Annotated in this window: 21 protein-coding genes; 5 read left to right on the forward strand and 16 right to left on the reverse strand. The window is 42.5% G+C overall.

Translation table 11 applies throughout. The features are described 5' to 3' along the window. Positions 1 to 3: 3 nt before the first annotated feature. The 6 genes from ACZ5Q0_RS03570 to yedF all read right to left on the reverse strand — a co-directional run bounded on the left by ACZ5Q0_RS03570 (position 4) and on the right by yedF (position 4,960). Positions 4 to 513, reverse strand: a complete 510-nt coding sequence (locus ACZ5Q0_RS03570; RefSeq protein ID WP_446819334.1) for a CGGC domain-containing protein — start codon at positions 511 to 513, stop codon at positions 4 to 6. Positions 514 to 529: 16 nt separating this feature from the next. Next, on the reverse strand, positions 530 to 853 hold the full coding sequence (locus ACZ5Q0_RS03575) for a cupin domain-containing protein (RefSeq protein WP_446819333.1): 324 nt from the start codon (positions 851 to 853) through the stop codon (positions 530 to 532). 66 nt (positions 854 to 919) lie between these two features. Next, entirely contained in the window at positions 920 to 2,539 is a 1,620-nt protein-coding gene (gene hcp / locus ACZ5Q0_RS03580; protein ID WP_446819332.1) for a hydroxylamine reductase, read from the reverse strand. Between the two features lie 123 nt (positions 2,540 to 2,662). Continuing rightward, positions 2,663 to 3,064, reverse strand: a complete 402-nt coding sequence (locus ACZ5Q0_RS03585; protein WP_446819330.1) for an RrF2 family transcriptional regulator — start codon at positions 3,062 to 3,064, stop codon at positions 2,663 to 2,665. A 151-nt stretch (positions 3,065 to 3,215) separates the two neighbouring features. After that, a complete protein-coding gene (locus ACZ5Q0_RS03590; RefSeq protein WP_446820714.1) occupies positions 3,216 to 4,361 on the reverse strand; it encodes an aminotransferase class V-fold PLP-dependent enzyme in 1,146 nt (381 codons plus the stop codon). Positions 4,362 to 4,381: 20 nt separating this feature from the next. Next, positions 4,382 to 4,960 carry a sulfurtransferase-like selenium metabolism protein YedF gene (gene yedF, locus ACZ5Q0_RS03595; protein WP_446819329.1) on the reverse strand — a complete coding sequence of 193 codons (579 nt, stop codon included), beginning with the start codon at positions 4,958 to 4,960 and terminating at the stop codon, positions 4,382 to 4,384. 483 nt (positions 4,961 to 5,443) lie between these two features. Here yedF and ACZ5Q0_RS03600 point away from each other — a divergent pair, with 483 nt between their 5' ends. Beyond that, a complete protein-coding gene (locus ACZ5Q0_RS03600) occupies positions 5,444 to 7,255 on the forward strand; it encodes an S-layer homology domain-containing protein (protein ID WP_446819328.1) in 1,812 nt (603 codons plus the stop codon). 503 nt (positions 7,256 to 7,758) lie between these two features. Further along, positions 7,759 to 8,502 carry an SIR2 family NAD-dependent protein deacylase gene (locus tag ACZ5Q0_RS03605; RefSeq protein ID WP_446819327.1) on the forward strand — a complete coding sequence of 248 codons (744 nt, stop codon included), beginning with the start codon at positions 7,759 to 7,761 and terminating at the stop codon, positions 8,500 to 8,502. Positions 8,503 to 8,535: 33 nt separating this feature from the next. Here the strand turns inward: ACZ5Q0_RS03605 and ACZ5Q0_RS03610 are convergent, their stop codons facing one another. After that, positions 8,536 to 9,831 carry a CCA tRNA nucleotidyltransferase gene (locus ACZ5Q0_RS03610; protein ID WP_446819326.1) on the reverse strand — a complete coding sequence of 432 codons (1,296 nt, stop codon included), beginning with the start codon at positions 9,829 to 9,831 and terminating at the stop codon, positions 8,536 to 8,538. A gap of 92 nt (positions 9,832 to 9,923) precedes the next feature. Continuing rightward, the gene (locus tag ACZ5Q0_RS03615; RefSeq protein ID WP_446819325.1) at positions 9,924 to 11,087 is read right to left on the reverse strand and encodes a trypsin-like peptidase domain-containing protein; all 1,164 of its coding nucleotides are present in this window, start codon (positions 11,085 to 11,087) and stop codon (positions 9,924 to 9,926) included. Positions 11,088 to 11,438: 351 nt separating this feature from the next. Between ACZ5Q0_RS03615 and ACZ5Q0_RS03620 the strand changes: the two genes are divergently transcribed. Both ACZ5Q0_RS03620 and ACZ5Q0_RS03625 read left to right on the forward strand, forming a co-directional pair. Beyond that, positions 11,439 to 12,374 (forward strand): ketopantoate reductase family protein, encoded by a 936-nt coding sequence (locus ACZ5Q0_RS03620; RefSeq protein ID WP_447182716.1) that lies wholly within the window; start codon positions 11,439 to 11,441, stop codon positions 12,372 to 12,374. A gap of 86 nt (positions 12,375 to 12,460) precedes the next feature. Continuing rightward, entirely contained in the window at positions 12,461 to 13,126 is a 666-nt protein-coding gene (locus ACZ5Q0_RS03625; protein WP_446819322.1) for a LysE family transporter, read from the forward strand. A 301-nt stretch (positions 13,127 to 13,427) separates the two neighbouring features. Here ACZ5Q0_RS03625 and ACZ5Q0_RS03630 read toward each other — a convergent pair whose 3' ends face one another. The 7 genes from ACZ5Q0_RS03630 to ACZ5Q0_RS03660 all read right to left on the reverse strand — a co-directional run bounded on the left by ACZ5Q0_RS03630 (position 13,428) and on the right by ACZ5Q0_RS03660 (position 17,895). Continuing rightward, the gene (locus tag ACZ5Q0_RS03630) at positions 13,428 to 13,616 is read right to left on the reverse strand and encodes a hypothetical protein (protein ID WP_446819321.1); all 189 of its coding nucleotides are present in this window, start codon (positions 13,614 to 13,616) and stop codon (positions 13,428 to 13,430) included. A gap of 277 nt (positions 13,617 to 13,893) precedes the next feature. Next, positions 13,894 to 14,340, reverse strand: coding sequence for an MOSC domain-containing protein (locus tag ACZ5Q0_RS03635; RefSeq protein WP_446819320.1), 447 nt, complete (start codon positions 14,338 to 14,340; stop codon positions 13,894 to 13,896). Between the two features lie 186 nt (positions 14,341 to 14,526). Continuing rightward, entirely contained in the window at positions 14,527 to 14,697 is a 171-nt protein-coding gene (locus tag ACZ5Q0_RS03640) for an H-type small acid-soluble spore protein (RefSeq protein WP_446819319.1), read from the reverse strand. Positions 14,698 to 14,885: 188 nt separating this feature from the next. Continuing rightward, on the reverse strand, positions 14,886 to 15,137 hold the full coding sequence (locus tag ACZ5Q0_RS03645; RefSeq protein ID WP_446819318.1) for a hypothetical protein: 252 nt from the start codon (positions 15,135 to 15,137) through the stop codon (positions 14,886 to 14,888). Positions 15,138 to 15,292: 155 nt separating this feature from the next. Then, a complete protein-coding gene (locus ACZ5Q0_RS03650) occupies positions 15,293 to 16,243 on the reverse strand; it encodes a cation diffusion facilitator family transporter (protein WP_446819317.1) in 951 nt (316 codons plus the stop codon). Positions 16,244 to 16,622: 379 nt separating this feature from the next. Next, complete coding sequence (locus ACZ5Q0_RS03655) at positions 16,623 to 17,066, reverse strand: RrF2 family transcriptional regulator (RefSeq protein WP_446819315.1); 444 nt, start codon at positions 17,064 to 17,066, stop codon at positions 16,623 to 16,625. Positions 17,067 to 17,409: 343 nt separating this feature from the next. After that, the gene (locus ACZ5Q0_RS03660) at positions 17,410 to 17,895 is read right to left on the reverse strand and encodes a hypothetical protein (protein WP_446819313.1); all 486 of its coding nucleotides are present in this window, start codon (positions 17,893 to 17,895) and stop codon (positions 17,410 to 17,412) included. Positions 17,896 to 18,586: 691 nt separating this feature from the next. Here ACZ5Q0_RS03660 and ACZ5Q0_RS03665 point away from each other — a divergent pair. Then, positions 18,587 to 19,645 (forward strand): DUF1646 family protein, encoded by a 1,059-nt coding sequence (locus ACZ5Q0_RS03665; protein ID WP_446819311.1) that lies wholly within the window; start codon positions 18,587 to 18,589, stop codon positions 19,643 to 19,645. 160 nt (positions 19,646 to 19,805) lie between these two features. Here the strand turns inward: ACZ5Q0_RS03665 and ACZ5Q0_RS03670 are convergent, their stop codons facing one another. Further along, the gene (locus ACZ5Q0_RS03670; protein WP_464827254.1) at positions 19,806 to 20,378 is read right to left on the reverse strand and encodes a carbonic anhydrase; all 573 of its coding nucleotides are present in this window, start codon (positions 20,376 to 20,378) and stop codon (positions 19,806 to 19,808) included. Between the last annotated feature and the right edge of the window lie 153 nt (positions 20,379 to 20,531).

The following is a 20,531-nucleotide window of genomic DNA, read 5'->3' on the forward strand; positions in this document are numbered from 1 at the left end:
TATTTAGTGGTGCGTACCGGTGACCACTTTTATTCCTTTGGCCTCAATTGTTTTCCTGATCTCATCCCGGTGGGGACAGGCAGGATAGTCATCATCCAAATACATACAAGAAGAAAGATGAATTACATCTACCCCATGTTTTTTAAGACTGTCTGCCAAGCGGGAAACTCTCCTGCCTGGACACCCACCGCAGGTAACAAAGCCTATCACTTCAGTATTTTCATCATATTCGGAAAAATACCGGTGCCGTTTATTAAACGCCTTAAAACAAGCCACTCCAGGACAAACCTCAGATACAGTTTCACAGCGTACTACCGCGATTTTAGTCTTTTTTGCTCCCCCTTGATCTTCGGCAAAAGAGATGTGTTTTTCCCGACTGCTGCGTACATCCTCTACGGTTACCTGTTTTCGGCCCTCAGAACGCACCTCTTTTTCCACCGCCCGCCTGGCCATCCCGCGTACAAAAGAGGGAACCTTATCCATTTCCCGTAAGGCGTCCTCATCCCACTTCATTTAGCTCACTCCATCTTTATGATTTAATCATCACCAGCATCATTTTAAACGGCTTTATAGCATCCAGGGCATGGGGTTCATTAGCCGGCATAATAATCATTTCCCCCTGGATGAGGCGGAACGGTTCACCTTTTATCTTCACTTCCGCCTCGCCATCCAGGATACAGACCAGGGCATCAAAGGGGGCGGTATGTTCACTAAGTCCTTGTCCGGCATCAAATGCAAATAAGGTAACATTTCCCCCGGGAGCACCCATAATTATTTTGCTAACCACTGCATCTTTTTGGTACTCAACCGCTTCAGCCATACTTAAAACCTGAGCACTGTTTACTATTTCCATTCGAAATTCTCCTTTCTTTATGGGGATAGTTGGAGCGAGCCTGTAGCTCGCCCCCCGTTTTATATTCTAACCAAGAATAGCTGCTAAATCCGCATCTACAGAAGAAATTGGCTTAATATCGAAGTTTTTAACTAGAACATCCAAGACTCCCGGTGAAATAAAAGCCGGCAGAGTAGGTCCAAGCCGGATATCCTTAATACCCAGATAGAGCAGGCTTAGTAAAATTGATACGGCCTTCTGCTCAAACCAGGAAAGAACCAGAGATAATGGCAGATCATTGACCCCACAGTCAAATGCATTAGCTAAAGCCAGGGCTATCTGTATAGCTGAGTAAGCATCATTGCACTGTCCTAAATCGAGCAAACGCGGAATCTCCTGAATACTACCCAGCTTCTGGTCAAAGAAGCGGAACTTTCCACATCCCAGTGTAAGTACCAGGGTATCCTGAGGAGTATTTTTTACAAAATCAGTATAATAACTCCGGCTGGATCTAGCCCCATCACATCCTCCTACCAGGAAAAAGTGGCGAACCTCACCGTTCTTAACCATTTCAATTATCTTATCCGCAACTGATAATACTGCATTACGGGCAAAGCCTACCATAACACTACCGCGATCACTATCTTCACTAAAACCAGGCATTGATAAAGCCTTATCAATAAGCATCCCAAAATTGCTATTGGTTAAGTGTTGAACTCCTGGCCAGGCTACTGGACCGGTAGTAAAAATACTGTTAAAATAACTGTCTTTAGGTTCCAACAGGCAGTTGGTAGTCATAAGAATAGGCCCCGGAAATTCTGCAAATTCCTGTTTTTGATTCTGCCAAGCAGTCCCAAAGTGACCATAAAAATGAGGATATTTCTTAAGTTCTGGATAACCATGAGCCGGAAGCATTTCTCCGTGGGTGTAAATATTAATACCCGTTCCCTGGGTCGCTTCCAATAAAAGTTTTAAATCATACAGATCATGCCCTGATACCAGTATGCTTTTCCCCGCCTTATGTCCCAAAGGTACACTGGTAGGAACCGGATGACCGAAGTAAGATGTATTCCCGTCATCTAGCATTTCCATGGCCAGCAGGTTAATTTCCCCGCACTTGAGCACCATATCCAACCAGAAGGATAAATCTTTATCACGGTCATTAGTTGCCGCCAAGGCTTCATAGAAAAATCTGTAAAGCCGATCATCCTCCCGTCCCAGAATAGCCGCATGATGGGCATAGGCTGCTACTCCTTTAAGTCCATGTACCAGTATTTCCTGCAGAGAACGAATATCTTCATTCTGGTCAAGGTCCACCAGGTAACCTTTTTGCTCACCCCGCTGGATCATTTCCTCCAGGGTGCCAATCGGTTCAAAACCGACCTTTGTAACCTGATAGCCGGCTTTATCCAGCCCCTCTTTTAATTCAATTTTTATTTGCTGACATTTTATAATATATTCCTGAAGTCTGGCCGGATCAAAATTAACATTGGTCAGGGTGGCAAACAGGGCCTCGGCAGTAAAACGGCCCACCCCTTTATCTACTACCAGTCCATTTTCCCTGGCCTTAATCACATAAGTACTTAAATCTTTGAGAGCATGAAGCAATAAATCCTGCATAGCAGCGGTATCTGCTTTCTTACCACAAACTCCTGCAATAGTGCAGGCTACTCCCCGGGAAGTCTGTTCACACTGATTACAAAACATTTAACAATTCCTCCTCTCAATATGTAAGGGGACTATTAAAACATCATGGAAACTAATGATTAATTAGACCTTTTTAGTCTAATTTAGATGACTAAATATCTAGTTGGGACAATTTCTTAATTATTATAATTTTAACATATCGGCCAGGCTTTCCTTCTGTAACTCTGCTACCAGAGCCTCCTGAGCCCGCCTTAGAGCCTTTGACAAAGGACATCCCGGCTGGTTAGGGCACTGGTATCCAGGTACCAAGCAAACATTTAAAGCTAGCGGTCCTTCAATAGCAGTGATGATATCCAACAGGGTAATCTCATCTGCTCTCCTGACCAACCGCACTCCCCCTCCGGTACCCCTCTGGGTTGCAACCAGATCAGCAAGCACCAATAATCTAATGGTTTTTTTCAGGAAATCCTCCGGTATATCCTGCTGTTCAGAAATAAACCTGGTAGGTAGTACCTCTCCGAAAGGAACTTTCGCCAGTTGTAATAGGGTTTTAATAGCATACTCAGTTTGTCGGGTAATTTGCATTTTGCTTCATCCTTTGTAGACCTTTTTAGTCCCCTTTGTCTAATTAGAGGATAGCTTATATTTTATTATTTGGCAAGTACTATTTTGCTAAATAGAAAATTTTTTATCTCCCCAACACTGAATAAGCACCTGACGGCCTAGTTATAAACCTCTACTTATTATGGTTAGCTATAGTATGCACCGCTTTGATAACCGTATTGATATCCTCATGAGTAGTAAAAAAACCCGGGCTTAACCGGCAGGAACCCTGTTCCATAGTCCCCAGAGTACGGTGTGCTAATGGCGCACAGTGCAGACCCGAACGGGTATCGATTCCGTATTCATATTCCAGGGCCATACTAAGTTCGCCACTGTCCATATCCCCTATATTAATGGACACTACCGCTGTCTGCTTATTGCTATCCAAAGGACCGTAAATCTTCACTTCTGGAATCTCACAGAGGCCATTTATAAGCATATCGGTAAGTTGCTGCTCATGCCGGCGAATATTTTCCAGTCCAGTAGTTTCTATAAACTTCACGCCCGCCTGTAAGCCAGCAATCCCTGGCGTATTAGGTGTACCACTTTCCAGGAGGTCAGGCATAAGAGCTGGTTGTTCCAGGTATTCTGACATAGAACCCGTCCCCCCTTGTTTAAGAGGATTTACCGTAAGTCCAGGCCGAACGTAAAGTCCCCCGGTACCCTGAGGGCCTAACAGTCCCTTATGCCCAGTAAAAGCAAGTATATCTATATGGTAAGCTACTACATCGATAGGAAGAACTCCAGCAGTCTGAGCGGAATCCACCATAAAAATCAGTCCCTTATCATTTGCTATACATCCTACCTCAGGCACTGGCATAATAGTTCCGGCAACATTAGAAGCATGCAACATACAAATCATTCGGGTGTTGGATTTAATGGCCCTGCGGATATCCTCTGGATCCAAACTTCCATCAGGGCTGCAGTTTACCGCTGTCCATTCTACTCCTGCTTGTCTTAAATAATGGAGAGGTCGAGCTATAGCATTATGCTCCATGGAGGTAGTTATTACATGATCCCCTGGTTTAATAATACCTTTTAATCCTATATTAAGAGAATCAGTGATGTTCTGGGTAAAAGCAATCCGGGAACTATCCGCAATGTTGAACAGGCGAGCCAGTGCTTCTCTGGAATCTAGCAATACTGACCCGGCTTTTAGGGTCTGCTGATGGCTACCCCGACCTGGATTACCGCCCAGATAACGATTAAAATGATCCATAGCTATATAGACCTGCTCCGGTTTTGGATAGGTAGTGGCCGCATTATCCAGGTAGATCATTTCCATGGGAAACTCCTTTCTTAAAGAGTAATTGAACGGGAAGCGGAAGCGAGTATTTCCGTAGCCGTATACATATTAGTAACGCTTCCTACCGCCAGTTTATCCTTTAATCCATAGAAGTCCAGGCAGGTACCACAGGAAAGTACTTCCGCTCCTTCCTCAGCCAGACCTATTAATATATCTAGTACCTCTGATCCTTCCGTAGTAAGGAATACTCCACTATTCATAAATATGATATCAGTAATCCTGCCATGCATTTCGCTCAAAGAATAGAGAAAACTACGCATTAATATCTTGCCCAGTTCCTCATCACCCTGACCAAAAAAGCGGCTAGTGATGAGAATAGCCACATTCTCCTGAAGATCTGCCTCCATTTTTACGGTTGAAGCAGGACGAACCATGTTTATATGGTAATCTCCACCTTTTTCTTCCACCTCTATTTCATAACCCTGGCTCTTAGCCAGGCGGCTAACATTTTCCAGGGCGGCCGTCTGATCTACAATTGTAACCAGTTCGTTGTCCCCTTCGTCCATAGCCTTTTTAGTCATAATAACCGGTTGAGGACAATTTAACCCCCGGGCATCAACGATTCGACTCATTATACACCTTCCCTTTCTGTAATTCATCCATAAAAAAGCCGATATTAGGATTTAAAGATAGCACAAACTTTTGCCAGGCTGACAAACAAATAATCACCAATATACCAATCCCGGTTTGCTCTTGATAACAAAGATTTACTGAAATAGCACCTGCGGCAATAGGTACAGTAAATGCCCCTATCAACCTAAATATATCACACATGATCTTATATGATAAATAACCTACGGTTATACTTCAGGCGACTGTTATTCCCCGGGTTTATGACAAGAACAATAGGGTTCAACCCAACCAGGAAGCACGAAATGACTAGATTTCATTACTGAGGTGAACTGCTACCCATATGCAGTACGGATTAGACGAGGTAAATGCCACCCGGTGCTTTTGGTGGGCAGGTATACCTTACCAGAATTTTATCACCTCACCCCAAAATTCCCATTAGTATTACGTATATATGTTATAGATACATGAAAGGGGGATGTATAGTGAAAAAGATTTTCACAGCTGCTTTGTCGTTAATTATGGTCTTTACGTTGTCGGGAGGAATGGCCCTGGCTAAGCCTGATTCCAGCACCCCTCCCGGGCAGCAGAATAAGGTCAAAGTACAGGAAAAGAAACAAACTCAATCAGAGCAGCAAACTACGGAGAAAAAAGCTGAAAAGGAGGCTAAACAGGAAGCTAAGCAAGAGCTGAAAGAGGCTAAACAGGCTGAAAAGGAAGCTTCCCAAGCAATTAAGCAAGAGTTGAAAGAAGCTAAACAGGCTGAAAAAGAAGCTTCCCAAGCAATTAAGCAAGAGTTGAAAGAAACCAAACAGGCCGAAAAGGAGCAAAACAAAGCTGGTAAAGCTCCGGGACAACAAAAGTTTAAAGTTAACCAAAAAATCCAAGCCCAGTTTGAATTGCAAACAGATTCTGAACAGCAGGTATTTACCGACACTAACAACCACTGGGCCAAGAAATCAGTCAGTAAGCTTATAGCATCCGGTCTATTCAAAGGATACCCGGATGGGACTTTTAAGCCTGACCGCCCCATAACCCAGGCAGAAACCATTTCCCTGATTATGCGCCTGGTAAATGAGGACAACGAAAACGATGAAGACATCCAGGATGAAGATACTAATATTGAAGAAAAAGACAAGGACATACTGGAATGGGTACGGGGTGCTTATTCTAAAGCTGCTCACAAAGGTATCATAAACCTGAACCGTTTCCATTCTCAAGTACAGGCTGACCGGGCCACCGCAGTAGTTTGGATTGCCAAATCCCTGGAACTAACTCCGGTTGATGTCTCTGAATTGCCTTTTAAGGATGGCATCCTTCTCTCCAAGGAAGATGTAGGTTATATCATGGCCGCCTATGAAGCAGGGATTATCTCGGGAACTCCCAGTGGAAAATTCAACCCCAACAGTGCTATTACCCGTGCTGAAATAGCCTCCATTATGGAAAGAATCTTATCTGGCCAAGAACCTGCTGAAGATGCTGTTCCAGTAAAGGTTGAAATCACCGGTAGTGACAAAGTAGTTCAGGGTGAAACCGTACAGCTCACTGCCAAGGTAACCTATTCTGATGGTACCAATAATAAAGATGTTTCCTGGGAAAGTGATGATTCCACCCTGGCAACTGTAAAAGATGGGTTAGTAACAGCATCCGATGATAAAACCGGAACCGTAACTATTATCGCCAAAGCCACCCGTAATGAAGTCAGCAAATCGGCTCGCTATGAAATTACTGTTGTTGAGAAAGAAGAGGTAGTAGAAGGTACCCTGGATTTTACCGGTAATATTGGTACCCACGATGGCAAGGTATATCAAGAATATGCCCTTGAAGTAGATGATAAAACCATAAGTCTAAAAGAAGACAACGTTAAATCAATTACCTTAGCACAAAATGATAAAATGCCCGTGGTATTAACCCCTAACACCGACAGTAGCCTCTGGTTTAACGTACAAAAGGAAAGCGGTAATTATACCCTTACCGTTACTGATAAAGAGGATACTACCTATACTGCCGTTCTAAAATGGAAAGCCCCGCTGTCTGTGGATGCTATCGCTACTGGTAGCCAGGGAAAACAGGATGGCAACAGCTACCTGGAATACCGTCTGGGCGATCTAGACTTATCTAGTTTTACAAAAATGTATCAGATTAAACCAGATGGAAAGGTTAGCGAACTTACTCCTAATACTGATACCAACCTGTGGTTTAAAGTAAATGACCAGCAGGAAGGCAGCCATGTTTTCCTGATTAAACAGGATGGTACCTGGTATACTGCTACGATTGAGTATAAGGCAGAAAATTAACCAAACTTCGCGCTCTCACTTAATGCCTGCTCTACTTAATAACTCCCTCGAAAAGGGGAAGAACTCTCCCGAGTTCTTCCCCTTTTTCCATCTAAAACACCAGGAACGTCAAGCTGTGGCAGTACATACGTAAGTTTCCCTGGTGAAGATGAAATTCATCAAAATACTAGAGCGCTCTGGGTAGTACTACCCGGAGCCTTGGTAAGGCTAACCTGAATCTTCCAGAAAAGCCCGGACTCTAGTTTGTGGTCAGCGCAGGTTTTTCTTCTAGTCTATTGCCTAAGTAACGAGATTAATTACGGTTCTGGATTCGCCTTTATCCCTTTTCCTCCACAAGGTTAGCCTTACCCAGGGCCCCTTGGAGCCCCCTGTATTTGTTATATTTTACTGGTTGTTCCAGCACTCCGTTCCATAGATAACACTAAAATGGTATAGTTTAATGGGGAAATAAAAATTATTAATAGATTGGATTGGTGGTTCAGGTTCTGAATGGAGGGAAGTTTATGGATCAAAACATTAGCAAATTAGCCGGGTTAATAAAAAACTCTCCCCGGACTGTAGTAGTAACTGGTGCCGGCATTAGTACCGAAGCTGGTATTCCTGATTTTCGTGGTCAGAATGGGATTTACCGTAAACTGGGCGAAGACCGGGTAATGCGTATTATAAATATTGATTTTTTCCGCCGTCAGCCCGAAGAATTCTATAAGTTTTATCGGCAGTATTTTCATTTTCCCCCGGTAGAACCCAGCAAAGCTCATGTTGTTCTGGCCGATATGGAGAAAAATGGTCATATATATGGGGTAGTAACGCAAAACATCGATAACCTCCACCAAAAAGCTGGTAGTAAAAAAGTAATTCCTATCCATGGTAATGCCGAGCGCTACGTTTGCCCAGCCCGACATTGTCAGGCAGAATATGAAACCTCTTATGTAGATAATTATCCTGAGGTTGTACCCCGTTGTTCCCAATGCAATACTATACTGAAGCCTGATGTAGTATTATTCGGGGAACAAATCTACAGCTATATAGATGCCCGGGAAATGATTTTATCAGCCCGGTTAGTAATTGTGATTGGTTCCTCATTAACTGTTTATCCATTGGCCGGATTTGTCAGGGAGTTTAGCACTTTTACTCAGGATCTAGTTATTATTAACAAAGGGCCTACCTATATGGATCATGCCGCCCAGATTAAATTTGATACTAATCATACCGGCGACCTATTAGAAAAGGTTAATCGTTTACTTTAAAACGGTAGGATAAAAAGATCAAAAGATAATTCATCAGGTTTCACGTTTTATTTGGCGTAAAATTTCCGAGCGGGTTTTCCCTTCCAGTTGAGCTTCATAAGCTCCATCAAGAATACGTTTAAATGCGGGACCTGGTTTTAGGCCCATAGCCACCAGGTCTTTTCCACGTACCACTGGGTTTATTTCCTGGTCAGGATCTAAACCCAGATTATCTATTCTTCCTAATAACCAGTCCCTGACTGGTTCAAAATGTCTTTCATGACCTCTTCCCTGGAAATCCGCCTGGGCCAGCAATAATAGCTCCCGGACTTTTACCCGGGCTACTAATTTACGAATAGCTCGATCAGAAACCTGATGGCGCTGTTTAAATAATAAAACCGGCTGCATATGTTCTCTAACCAGCCGGCTTACTGCCCCGATAAACTTCCGATTAGAAGTCATATCTTCCAGAAATACCCGGGCCAGACGAGCCCCTTCCACATCATGACCATAGGCCGTAACTTTACTGGCCTCCGCTCTGGTCACTAACGGTTTACCAATATCATGTAAAAGGGCTGCAAACATAAACACTTCCGGTTGGCCAGACTGTACTTTAAGTTCTGCAGCCCGGTTAACAACTAGCAGGGTATGTTCCCAGACATCTCCCTCCGGGTGATGCTCCGGTGACTGGCCGCACCCCACCAAACATTGCAGTAGGGGATGATTTTGTGATAATATTCCAGACTCCTGCATATAGCGCAACCCGGTAGAAGGTAACGGGGCTTGAAGAAGTTTACTAAATTCAATAAATATCCGCTCTTTGGCAATCCCCTGGAGATTTACCTGTCCTATAATATCTAGGGTCGATTCTTCTATGTGTAAATTCATACGGGCTGCTAGCTGCATGGCTCGATAAGCCCGCAGGGGATCTTGTTCAAAAACTTGTGAACAGGTAGGACGGATCAGTCCCTTAGCCAGGTCTTGCCGGCCATTTACATAATCGATGATTTCTCCACTCAACGCATCCATCAGCAGGGCATTAATTGTGAAATCCCTACGCTGGCAGGAATCATAAGGAGTAAAACCTTCCTGATCAACCACTATAAAATCCCAGTATGGATAGCCTTTTAATTTTAATATGGGAAAACTCGCCCCTACCAGTTGGCACTCACCGTAAGAAGATAGTGTTTTTATAACATGTTCCCGTCTCAGTCCAAAAATTTCTACATCAATATCATGACTTTTTATCCCTAAAAGGTGGTCTCTTACATAACCGCCAGTATAAAAGACTCTGCCCCCTAGGTTGGTTAAATCAAGTATAATTTGCTTTAATAAGTGCGGGGCTTCCAAAAACCTACCTCCATTCCAGCGATATTAAACGAGAATACTTAGAAAAAAAGACCCCTGGCTGTGGGTCTTTTTCGACTTTCTATTTATACTATCTATGGCTTAGGTTGTAAAACTACGGTCAGGTTCACCCGGTTACCCTGACGGATCACCTCTAGCTTCATCTGATCTCCTGGTTTTTTGCTTTCTACTGTCGCTTGTACCTCAGTAGCCGCAGTTATATTTTTACCGTCTATAGCTACAATTGTATCCAGGTATTGTAATCCACCTTGTGCGGCCGGACTACCCTGCATAACCTTCATTACTACTACTCCATTAGTATCAGCCGGTAAATTCAGTTCACTACGAATTTCATTATTAAGGTCCACCATGCTAATACCTAAATAAGCCCTGAGTACCTTGTTACCATTTTTTAAATCATCTAGTACCTCCCGGGCTGTATTAATAGGTATCGCAAAACCAATTCCTTGAGCCTGAGCGTTAACAGCCGTGTTTATACCTATTACCTGGCCCTGCATGTTTAATAATGGACCACCACTATTACCCGGGTTGATAGCTGCATCCGTTTGAATTAGGTTTTTATAATTGCGATCCTGTATGCTTATAGGCCTTCCTTTAGCGGAAATAACCCCGGCAGTAACGGTATGATCCAATCCAAACGGTTGTCCGATAGCTACTACCCATTCCCCTACCCGCATTTTGTTGGAATCACCCATCGGTAATGTAGGATAGTTGTTCCCATCAATCTTTAACACTGCCAGATCCAACTCATAGTCCTGTCCTACCACCTGGGCAGGAATCTCATTTTGCTTGCCGCTAATCTGTACACTAACCTCAACCGCATTATTAATGACATGCTGGTTAGTTAGAATATAACCATCTGGTGAGATAATAAAACCAGTACCAATACCAGTCTCATAACGTGGACTGGGCATAAGCCTAAACTGATCGCCAAAAAATTCCCGGAAAAAGGGATCATTAAAGAAAGGATTATCCATGCCAGAACTTACCTTGACTTTGGCTTTTATGTTGACTATCGCCGGGCCAGATTTAGCCGCGATGTCAGCTACATTTAACGGTCCGCTTGCTATCGGCAGGAGTGAACCCGCATCATTATTGGAAGCCTCCGCCAGCCGGGCCGGTTGTTCTCCATTAAAACCAGCCAGAATTGGTATCCCTGCATTATAAGCAACTACTGCTCCCCCCAGAACAAAAGCCGCCAAAAATATCGCTATGAATTTTAGCCATTGTTTTTTCACCGGTTACATCTCCCTTCCTATAAGTATTATATTAAATTTTCTTTTCATACCCGGTTATAATTAGTTTATTTTTATGCTACCACCTGCATTACAGTGACTCAAGTTTCATTATACAAAAAATAAAGCCAAAATATGGATTGCTTTTTTATAAATGCGCACATTTGCACACATTCGTAAGCATTACTAAAAATTACACCCCAAACGGCATCCCTACCTGATTAATTTTTTTTAATAGTTTATAATACTCAATATAAAACTACCCGGAACTACCCGGATTTTACATTAATCAATCTACGTTGCCAACTAAACATACTAGCGCATGAAAAATAAAGATCGAAGGTGTGATTTATTATGAAGATACTGGTGTTTGGAATGGGAGCCTTGGGAACCGTATATGCCGGCCTATTAAAACAATCCGGACATGAAGTTTACGGTATTGATAGGGAACCGGTAGTAGAAGCTATAAACCAACAAGGACTGCAGGTTGAAGGAATATGGGGCAATCATCAGGTTTATCCCGACCAGGTGGCCACTTCCTTAGACGAACTAAACTGCCTTCAATTTGACCTGGCCATTGTAACCGTAAAAAGCTATGAAACACCTAATATAGCCCAACAACTGGGCCAATACTTAAAACCTTTTCCTTATATAATTTTAGCGCAAAATGGTTATGGTAATTTTGAAGCAGCTAAACAATACCTACCGGAAGATCATGTCATTATGGGCCGAATAATTTTTGGGGCAGAAACTATTAATCCAGGGCATTCTCTGGTAACCGTCATCGCTGATGATGTGGCTATTGGATCTCCCTCTAACTCTATTGACTCTTCCTATCTGGAGGAATTAGCCGTCATGTTTACCCAGGCCGGTATCCCCACCCGTGCTACCGCTGAAATAATGCAATATCTTTGGGCCAAAATAATCTACAATTCAGCCCTTAACCCCCTGGGTGCCATTTTGGAAGTAAACTATGGCCAACTAGGAGAAATGGAGTCTACCCGCCGACTAATGGATGCCATTATCGAAGAAATATTTGCTGTCTTAAAAGCCATGGATCAGCCTACCCTATGGCCTGATGCCAATGCTTATCTCCAGGTTTTTTATACCACCCTGCTCCCCTCTACCGGTGGACACCATGCCTCCATGTTACAGGATATTCAACGGGGTCGAAAAACCGAAATAGATGCTCTTAACGGTGCAGTAGCTGCTCTGGGTAAACGCCTGGGAGTTCCAACCCCGGTTAATGCTGTAATCACTCAACTTTTGAAAGCCCGAGAATCAATCTAGCCAAACTTAAGACAATATTATTATAATATAAGACTATACTGTACTATTATAAAGAACAGCGGCTAATAATTTTAGGAAGAATGGAGGTGAGGAAATTAGTGCAGATGGGCGCTCTTTTTGTCACCTCTTTTGTGGTAGGCCTTTCGGGTGCAATGATGCCTGGCCCCCTGTTAACCTACACAATCGCATCCAGTACTGAACGGGGAGCCAGCGCCGGCCCACTTACCGTACTCGGGCATGCCCTTCTCGAACTATTAGTAGTTGTCTCCCTGCTGGCCGGTGCATCCAGCTTTCTTTCCCAGCGGGCTGTCACCAGTTCTATCGCAATTATTGGGGGATTCTTTCTGGTTTTTCTAGGTTACAATATGGTAAAAGAGGTTCGGTTAGATAAGATTCACCTGCCTTCCCGCCAGGAGGCTCAGGCCGGTAAAGGAAGATTAATGCATCCCTTCCCAGCCGGGATTTTAGTTTCATTAGCTAATCCCTACTGGTTTGTTTGGTGGGCCACAGTCGGTTTAGGCTACCTGACTATAGCTATACAAACTGGCTACCAGGGTGTAGCTGCCTTTTTTACCGGACATATAATATCTGATCTAATCTGGTATTCTTTTATTGCCGCAGTAGTTGCCGGTGGAAAGCGTTTTTTAAAACCATCTTTGTTCCGCCTGATTTTACTCCTGTGCGGAGTTTTTCTAGGCGGCCTGGGCATATTTTTTATATACACCGGTATCAATAAAATTATTATTACCTAATTGATTCCTCGTACAAAAAGTTGTATTATGTTAGTCTTACTCCTATTCCACCGTCCTCATTCCACATCCGTCACTCGCTCCGTCTGCTGCTCCTTGGTAGGATGTTTCTATAATGGCCATACTTCGCCTACGTTGTCCTACTCAATTTACATTCAAAACAAAGTTATTGGATTTTTGCCGGAAAATCACAATTCAATTTTATACATCTAACCGGCTCCCATTATTAATACGACTTAACCAAACTGCCCGTTTACAAAAAAAACCTGCTCTTAAAGCAGGTCAATACAATTGGCTTACTATTCTATAACTGGACTTGGGTATTTTTATCAGCATTATTTTTTCCGGGCCCTCCACTATCCAGATCCACGTGTAATCCCCTTTGAAACAACCATATACGAAAATACAGATCCTGCTCATGGCCCCAGGGCTGCGACAAGGCCAGGTGCTTCCTGATATATTGGACTACCTTTTCCCACCAATATTTAAACATGGCAGTCACCTTCCTTTTCATTAATGCCTTACCGGCATATAACAAAAAAACGAGCAGTTCACCTCTTTACTACTCGCCTCATCGTCCCGACTACCACACCTCCCTTTCACATAGAACACGTGATCTAATGGATATGGTAACGTCCCGAAATCTATTTACCTTTCTATCTTCATCTTACTGCGCTATCTGAATAAAGTCCACTCCCCTGCCGTTAAAATAACCCTGAAGGAACAAGGGGATGGTCCCCTTGCTTCCTTCCCTGCTCCCCCTCTGCCTGTTATTTCACTAGGCTAATACAATCCCCGACTTTCACCCATCCCGGCGTAATTACCCGGGCAAAAACACCTTCGCGAGGCATCACACAAGTTCCGGTTTTTTGCTTAATTGCACAAGCTTTATTGTGACAGGACTTCCCAATCTGAGTAATCTCCAAAACTGCTTCGCCTGTACTAATCCTGGTTCCCACTGGCAAAGTACTAACCTCCACCCCATCAACCGTCAAATTCTCAGCAAACCCTCCATAATCCACATCTGCTCCCAATGCTCGCATTTTTTCAAAACTGGACCAGGATAGAAGGCTGATCTGCCGATGCCACGGACCGCTATGAGCATCCATACCAATACCCAGATTCACATCCAGAAAAGCCTTCCCAACATTATACTTTTTTTCCCCTGTTTTCCTAGAAACATTCACGGCCAGTACGGTTCCAGTAGTTTCAGCCATAAAATAACCCTCCACTATTATTTATGCACTCATCATAAACTAAACCTGTATGAACCTATTATTTTTATTATAACTACCCAATAACTATATGCAAACGCATTACATAGGAAGCGAAAGACCCCAGAACATATACTTTAATGTGATCCTGGGGTCCTTCAGACATTTTAATATATTTTGGTTAAGGACCTACCCCTCAGCTAACATATTTACCGGTACTTTTAGACTTTGCCCCCTATCTATTAGCCTTACCTGGGCTGAGTCCCCTTCTATATTTTCTATCCATACTGGGTGTCCTTCATAAAATACAGCAATTTTTTCCCGGGCATTCATTATTTCCTGGGCCCGATTAGCCAGCATAATATTTCACCTCGATACTTTTTTCCTAGCATTCCGCAGCCAGAGCAAAATTATTAATACCGGCTCCTATATCTTAATAATAAATCCTGATATTTCAAAAAACCCCTTGTACTCCTTAAGTTACTATTCCGTTTATAAGTAGCTCTATTACATAAGCTGGTAAGCCTACCTTTTTCCATTCTCATAAATTATTTAATAAGCTCAGCAATTAATATCAATTTTTCGATAGGTATACTCCGATTAGTAAACAGTTTCCGGTCTGTACATTCCCAAAGGCAACAACCATCAGTAAAACAGCTATCTTCCCATTCAGAATATTGACCAGATCTTAAAGGAATTATTGTGGCTGTTCCGGTACAGGTAACAGTCTCTCTCGCCGCATCTGGTTTAAACATCACCACGCCAGAGCAGTTTACATGGGGACCACATCTCTTCCTCATCAGATACTCCCCTTTCAAAAACCTCTAAACCTAAAGACAACCTTTTTTTTAAACGCGGGACTTAAAAAAGCCCCGCGTTCCTACGCTGTCCGCTATAGGGTCCGGCCTATGCCTGACTATTGGTAAACTATTTGCACTAAACTAATATTAAGATATTATGAATAGTTGCGTACTGTATCAATATGAACCGTAGTTAAAGCGTATAAACTTTTGTTTATAGTCTCCTCTACCTCATGAGCTATATCATGAGCCTGATTTATGGATAACTTCTGATCGACCTCAATGTGAATAGAGATGGCTTTATTAGCCCCGTAGTCGTGTACACTAATATCATGGGTGGCAACCACCCCAGGAATAGTCATTGCCAGCTGATTAATCTCATCCAATTGTTCGGTAGTGCTTTCACCGATTAATTTTGAACCAGATTCCTTAAATATTTCAATACCTGTAAATATGATCAAAGCTGAAACGGCCAGACCGAGAATAGCATCTACCCGATAATACCCGTAACCAGAGGCCACAATGGCTACAGCAACCAATACGGAAGCAATAGCGTCTGTACGGTGATGCCAGGCATCAGCAACCAAAGCCGAGGAATTGATTCTTTGCCCTAGGTCTATAGACATACGTGACATCCATTCCTTAAACAGGCCGGCTAACACCATGATAACTGCTACCAGGAAGCTACCGGTAACCGGGGTATTATCTAAGAATCTACCATAGGAATCTACGCAAAACTTTACCCCTACACCCATCAGCATAAGGGATATAATCATAGTAGCTATAAATTCAATACGCCCATGACCATGAGGATGTTTCTCGTCGGCCGGCATAGATGAAAGTTTAAATCCTAAAATAACTACTAGGGAGGTTAAAACATCTGAGGCAGTATGGGCTGCATCAGCAATAAGTGAAATACTATTTATCATCACGCCAAAGATTACCTTAATAACGGCCAGAACCAGATTACCGATTATGCTAACCCATGCCTCCAGATAAGCAATCTTTCTTCTTTGCAAAGGTTCATTGATTTTATCAATTTTGGCTTTATCCCTCATCACCTTGCCAACTAATAAATTGTTGATTTCCACCGTAAATTTATCCACATTATCCCACTCCCAGTAAAATAATTGTTATTAGCTTTACCCCAGTTAAAAAAAATTACCGTCGAACTGCAATAAAAATATTGTAGTCCCACGGTAATTTCCGCTGCCCATAGGGCCCAGCCCATTTAATAAGCGGCCTGACTTTTATATTAAGTTATTAAACATCATACCATTTGATAACTGTAAAGGCAATCATTTTTTAAATTTTTTAAAAAATGACTGTCCGCAATATATTTTTATACATTCATTACCCATTTGGATCTATTTAATGGAATAACCTGAAAAAATCCCTCTCCATCATGTGCCTTTTTATAAGTACAGGCCTAAAATTCAGCTGATTAACTGGTCAATTATGCCATTTACCAGGCCCCTGCTAAAATTATTCCTTTTCTTCCAATTCAGCTACCATAGATTGCGATTCCTTCATCAGGTCTTCCAAGGTAAATGAATCCAGTACATCCTTGATGGCATCTCTTACCTGGCACCAGACTATACGGGTTACACATTGTTCAGCCCGATTACATTCCTCAGGAAAGGCCTCGCTTATACAATCTACCGGCCCGATTGGTCCTTCTAAAACCCTTATAACGTCCCCAGCCGTGATTTCTTTAGGGTGGCGTCCTAAAATATAACCTCCTTGTGCACCGCGTACACTTCTTACCAAACCAGCCTGCTTAAGCGGAATAAGTAATTGCTCCAGGTACCTTTCTGATAAACTCTGCTGCTCGGCTATACTATGCATAGGTACTGGTCCGTTCTCCTGATGGTTAGCTATTTCCACCATAGCCCGCAGCCCGTATCTTCCTTTGGTTGAAAGCCTCATGGGTTTACCCTCCTGATATATCATTTATCACTTACCAGATATTCCATGAATGGATAATAGAGACATGCTCCCCTTCTACTTATCTACCTGAAGTTTACGCTATTTCCCACTATGCCATTTATGTACAATAATTAGTTTTATTATAATCCCTAGTATAGCTATAGGCAATGTGCATTTTATTCCTTAAACATATATTTAAGGAGGACTTCACCGCTCCATCAGCTGTTTAAGGTAGAGTAAACCCTACTTCTTTAACATTTGTTTAGGAAAGAATTAACGGAAAGCCTCCCTATTTAGATCTAAAAATAACCCTGGACAACGTTCCAGGGTTATAATGTTAAACTTATTTGAATGAGTTAAGACTACCAGAATAGTGAACATCATTCCAGGAATTTACGTAAATATTATCCTTATCCCTTTTATGCCAACTACCGGTAATAGCATATCCCATTACAAAGGCATTAATAATAATAAAAAAATTATGTCCCCATATAGCCCTAGCCCACTTACCTGGTAAAGAACATATTCCTGATAGATGCAGGAGGCTTACCACGATTAGTACCAAGGGTGGCCCTCCTATAAACAATAGTTTATACCAGTTGATTAACCATACCCCTGACCTTTTAGAACGAGTTAAGCAGGCTTCTCCCCCCAGCAAGGCCCCGATTAACAGCGGTAATATTATAAGCAGCGCCAGGTACCGGTAAGATCCCTGGTAATGGGTGGACTGATACTCCCGAAGATACTCTAAGGAAAACGCACCCACCACTATTATTCCTATTATGAGTAGGCCCAGGGAGGCATAAGCAACGAGATTTCTGGCTTTCATGCTCCATCCCCCTTTCTTTTCGGTTATAATAATTCGCTAAATTTTCGGATGAATCCTGCCTTCTTTACTAGGTTACCTTTTTAACAGTATATTTAACATTATAATAAAGGCTTTTAATTTGACCGCTGATAACTGTAGTATACCAGGAAAGCTTATCTCATATTACCATCCCAATTACAGTATTCTTCCCTACTGTCATTAGAGTGCAAAATAATTATAATGGTTTAACTCAAATACCCATCTTAACCTAATCGCAACCTTGAGTATCACCAGCTCCTGTTAGTTTTTTTGCCTTTACAGCGTGTTTACCTTGCTCAAATAGTAATGATCAAGATAGTTACTTCATATTGAAACCTTTAATTATAAGATATGGCAAAACAAAATTTTATAGGAAAAATGTCCCCCTTTAACTATTGAATAAACCATGTTATAATTACATTGCGATAAAAGCTAAATATGTATTTACGGTCAAAGTGGCCCTTGCGAAAGCGGGGGTTCACGGGACGGGTATTTCTAAGTCGGTAATGATATGAAATATTCCGTCATGAGAAATCGGTTACTGGGGTGGGTAACTATCATTAAATGATATTACCCACCCTTTTTGTATACAGTCATACTTATCCTGGCCAGATAAGAAATGCGATTACATTGTCATTTGCAGTTTTCATTATTAATCAAAGGAGGACTTGAAGTGGTAATCACATCTCTAATTATTATTCTGGCAGCGGTATTAATACTTCCCTTCGCCTTTAAAAAGGTAGAAGAAAACCTGGAAGCTTTTCTGTTCGTTATGGGCGTTGCGGCCGTAGCTATTTCCGGCCATCTACAGCTACCTCTGGTGCTGGAAGCCCTTAAAGAACCTATCTGGATAACCCTGGCTGTTTTTGTTGCTGGGGCCCTATTCTTCATAGCCCAGGAGAAATTCACTACCCTGATGGCGGGTGTTTTTAAAAGAATACCCCTTCCGCTGGTGGTATTTACAATTATTACTGTTCTGGGGTTAATCTCCAGTATCATTACCGCCATAGTGGCAGCTATTGTTCTAGTAGAGTTAATCTCTCTGCTACCACTGCCTCGCCGCAATAAAATTGTAGTATGCGTGATAGCTTGTTACGGTATCGGTTTAGGGGCAGCCTTGACACCTATCGGTGAACCCCTGGCTACTATTGCTATTTCAAAGTTAAACCAAAACTTTTTCTATCTGCTTACCCTTTTGGGACGTTATATTATACCGGCAGTCATTGCTCTCGGTGTTTTGGGAGGACTTTATACCTACCGCGTTCAGGGGAAGGGTGAATCTGAAAACTTATCACAAACCGATGCAGCTCTCACCGTCGAGGCTGACAGTGAACCAGAATTAGAAGGCGAAACCTGGAAAGGTATTATAATTAGAGCACTAAAAGTTTATCTGTTTGTTATGGCACTGGTATTCCTGGGCCAGGGTTTTCAACCCCTCATAGATGCCTATATACTAAAATTAGATTACCATATCCTCTACTGGGCCAATATGGTATCAGCAGTTCTGGATAATGCTACCCTGACGGCTGCGGAAATAAGCGCTCAGATGAGTACTCACCAGATTAAGGCTATATTAATGGGTTTACTAATTAGCGGTGGAATGCTAATTCCAGGTAATATACCCAACATCATTTCCGCATCCAAACTGCGCATCTCCATGAAAGAATGGGCAGTAATCGGAACCCCTTTTGGCCTGATAGTTATGGGAGCATTCTACATGATCCTCTTTTAAGTGAGACTGCTTAAAACAAACGGGGACAATATTAAGTCCCCTCACTAAGCTAGTAATGACGGCTAGTGCTTGCCGACGTCAAACTATATACTAGGCGGTTCGCCGCCAAATGCTCGGTACTGGTCTACCGGGCATTTTTTTGGTATTCTTTAAAATATTTTTAAAACAGCTCTACTTCACCAGATTGGAGATTGTACTTAGCCGCCAGTACTTTTAGTTGACCTTCTTGCAACAGATGCTTAATTTCGGAGTTATTTGTAATTTCAACTAATACCGCTTCAATATTATCATCTTCAACCTTCCGGCACAGGCTGTCACCAGTAATTCCTTCCGACTTACGTCTATCCACCAATGGTTTAATTTTATTAGAGATACCGGGAACCTCCTCCCCGTCAACGGTTGCCTTTACCGCACCGCAATGGTCATGTCCCAGGACTAGCACCAGGGGAGCCTGGAGATGTTCCGCCCCATACAACACACTACTCATAACCGTCTGATCTACTACATTACCAGCCACCCTGATGACAAAAAGATCGCCTAATCCCTGATCAAATACCAGTTCCGGAGGTACACGTGAATCAGAACAGGTTAGTACTACGGCAAAAGGCTTTTGCCCTTTAAGAACCAGTTCATTACGTTTGTCACTGGTAATGTCCTTGATCAATGCCCCTCCGGCAACAAACCGCCGGTTACCTTCCAGTAGCAGGCTTTTCGCCTCCTCTGGAGACGTCACTAATGCAGGTCTTTGGTAAATGTCTGATGTCTGCCCACTAACACCCTTGTTTTCCATGATTAACAAGCACCTCCACTTTGTGTTAGTGATCTTATTCTACAGGTTTCCTTATTTTCCTTTATTTGTTGGTGTAATCCAAACTGGATAAGACAA

Source organism: Syntrophomonas erecta subsp. sporosyntropha, from assembly GCF_055395365.1.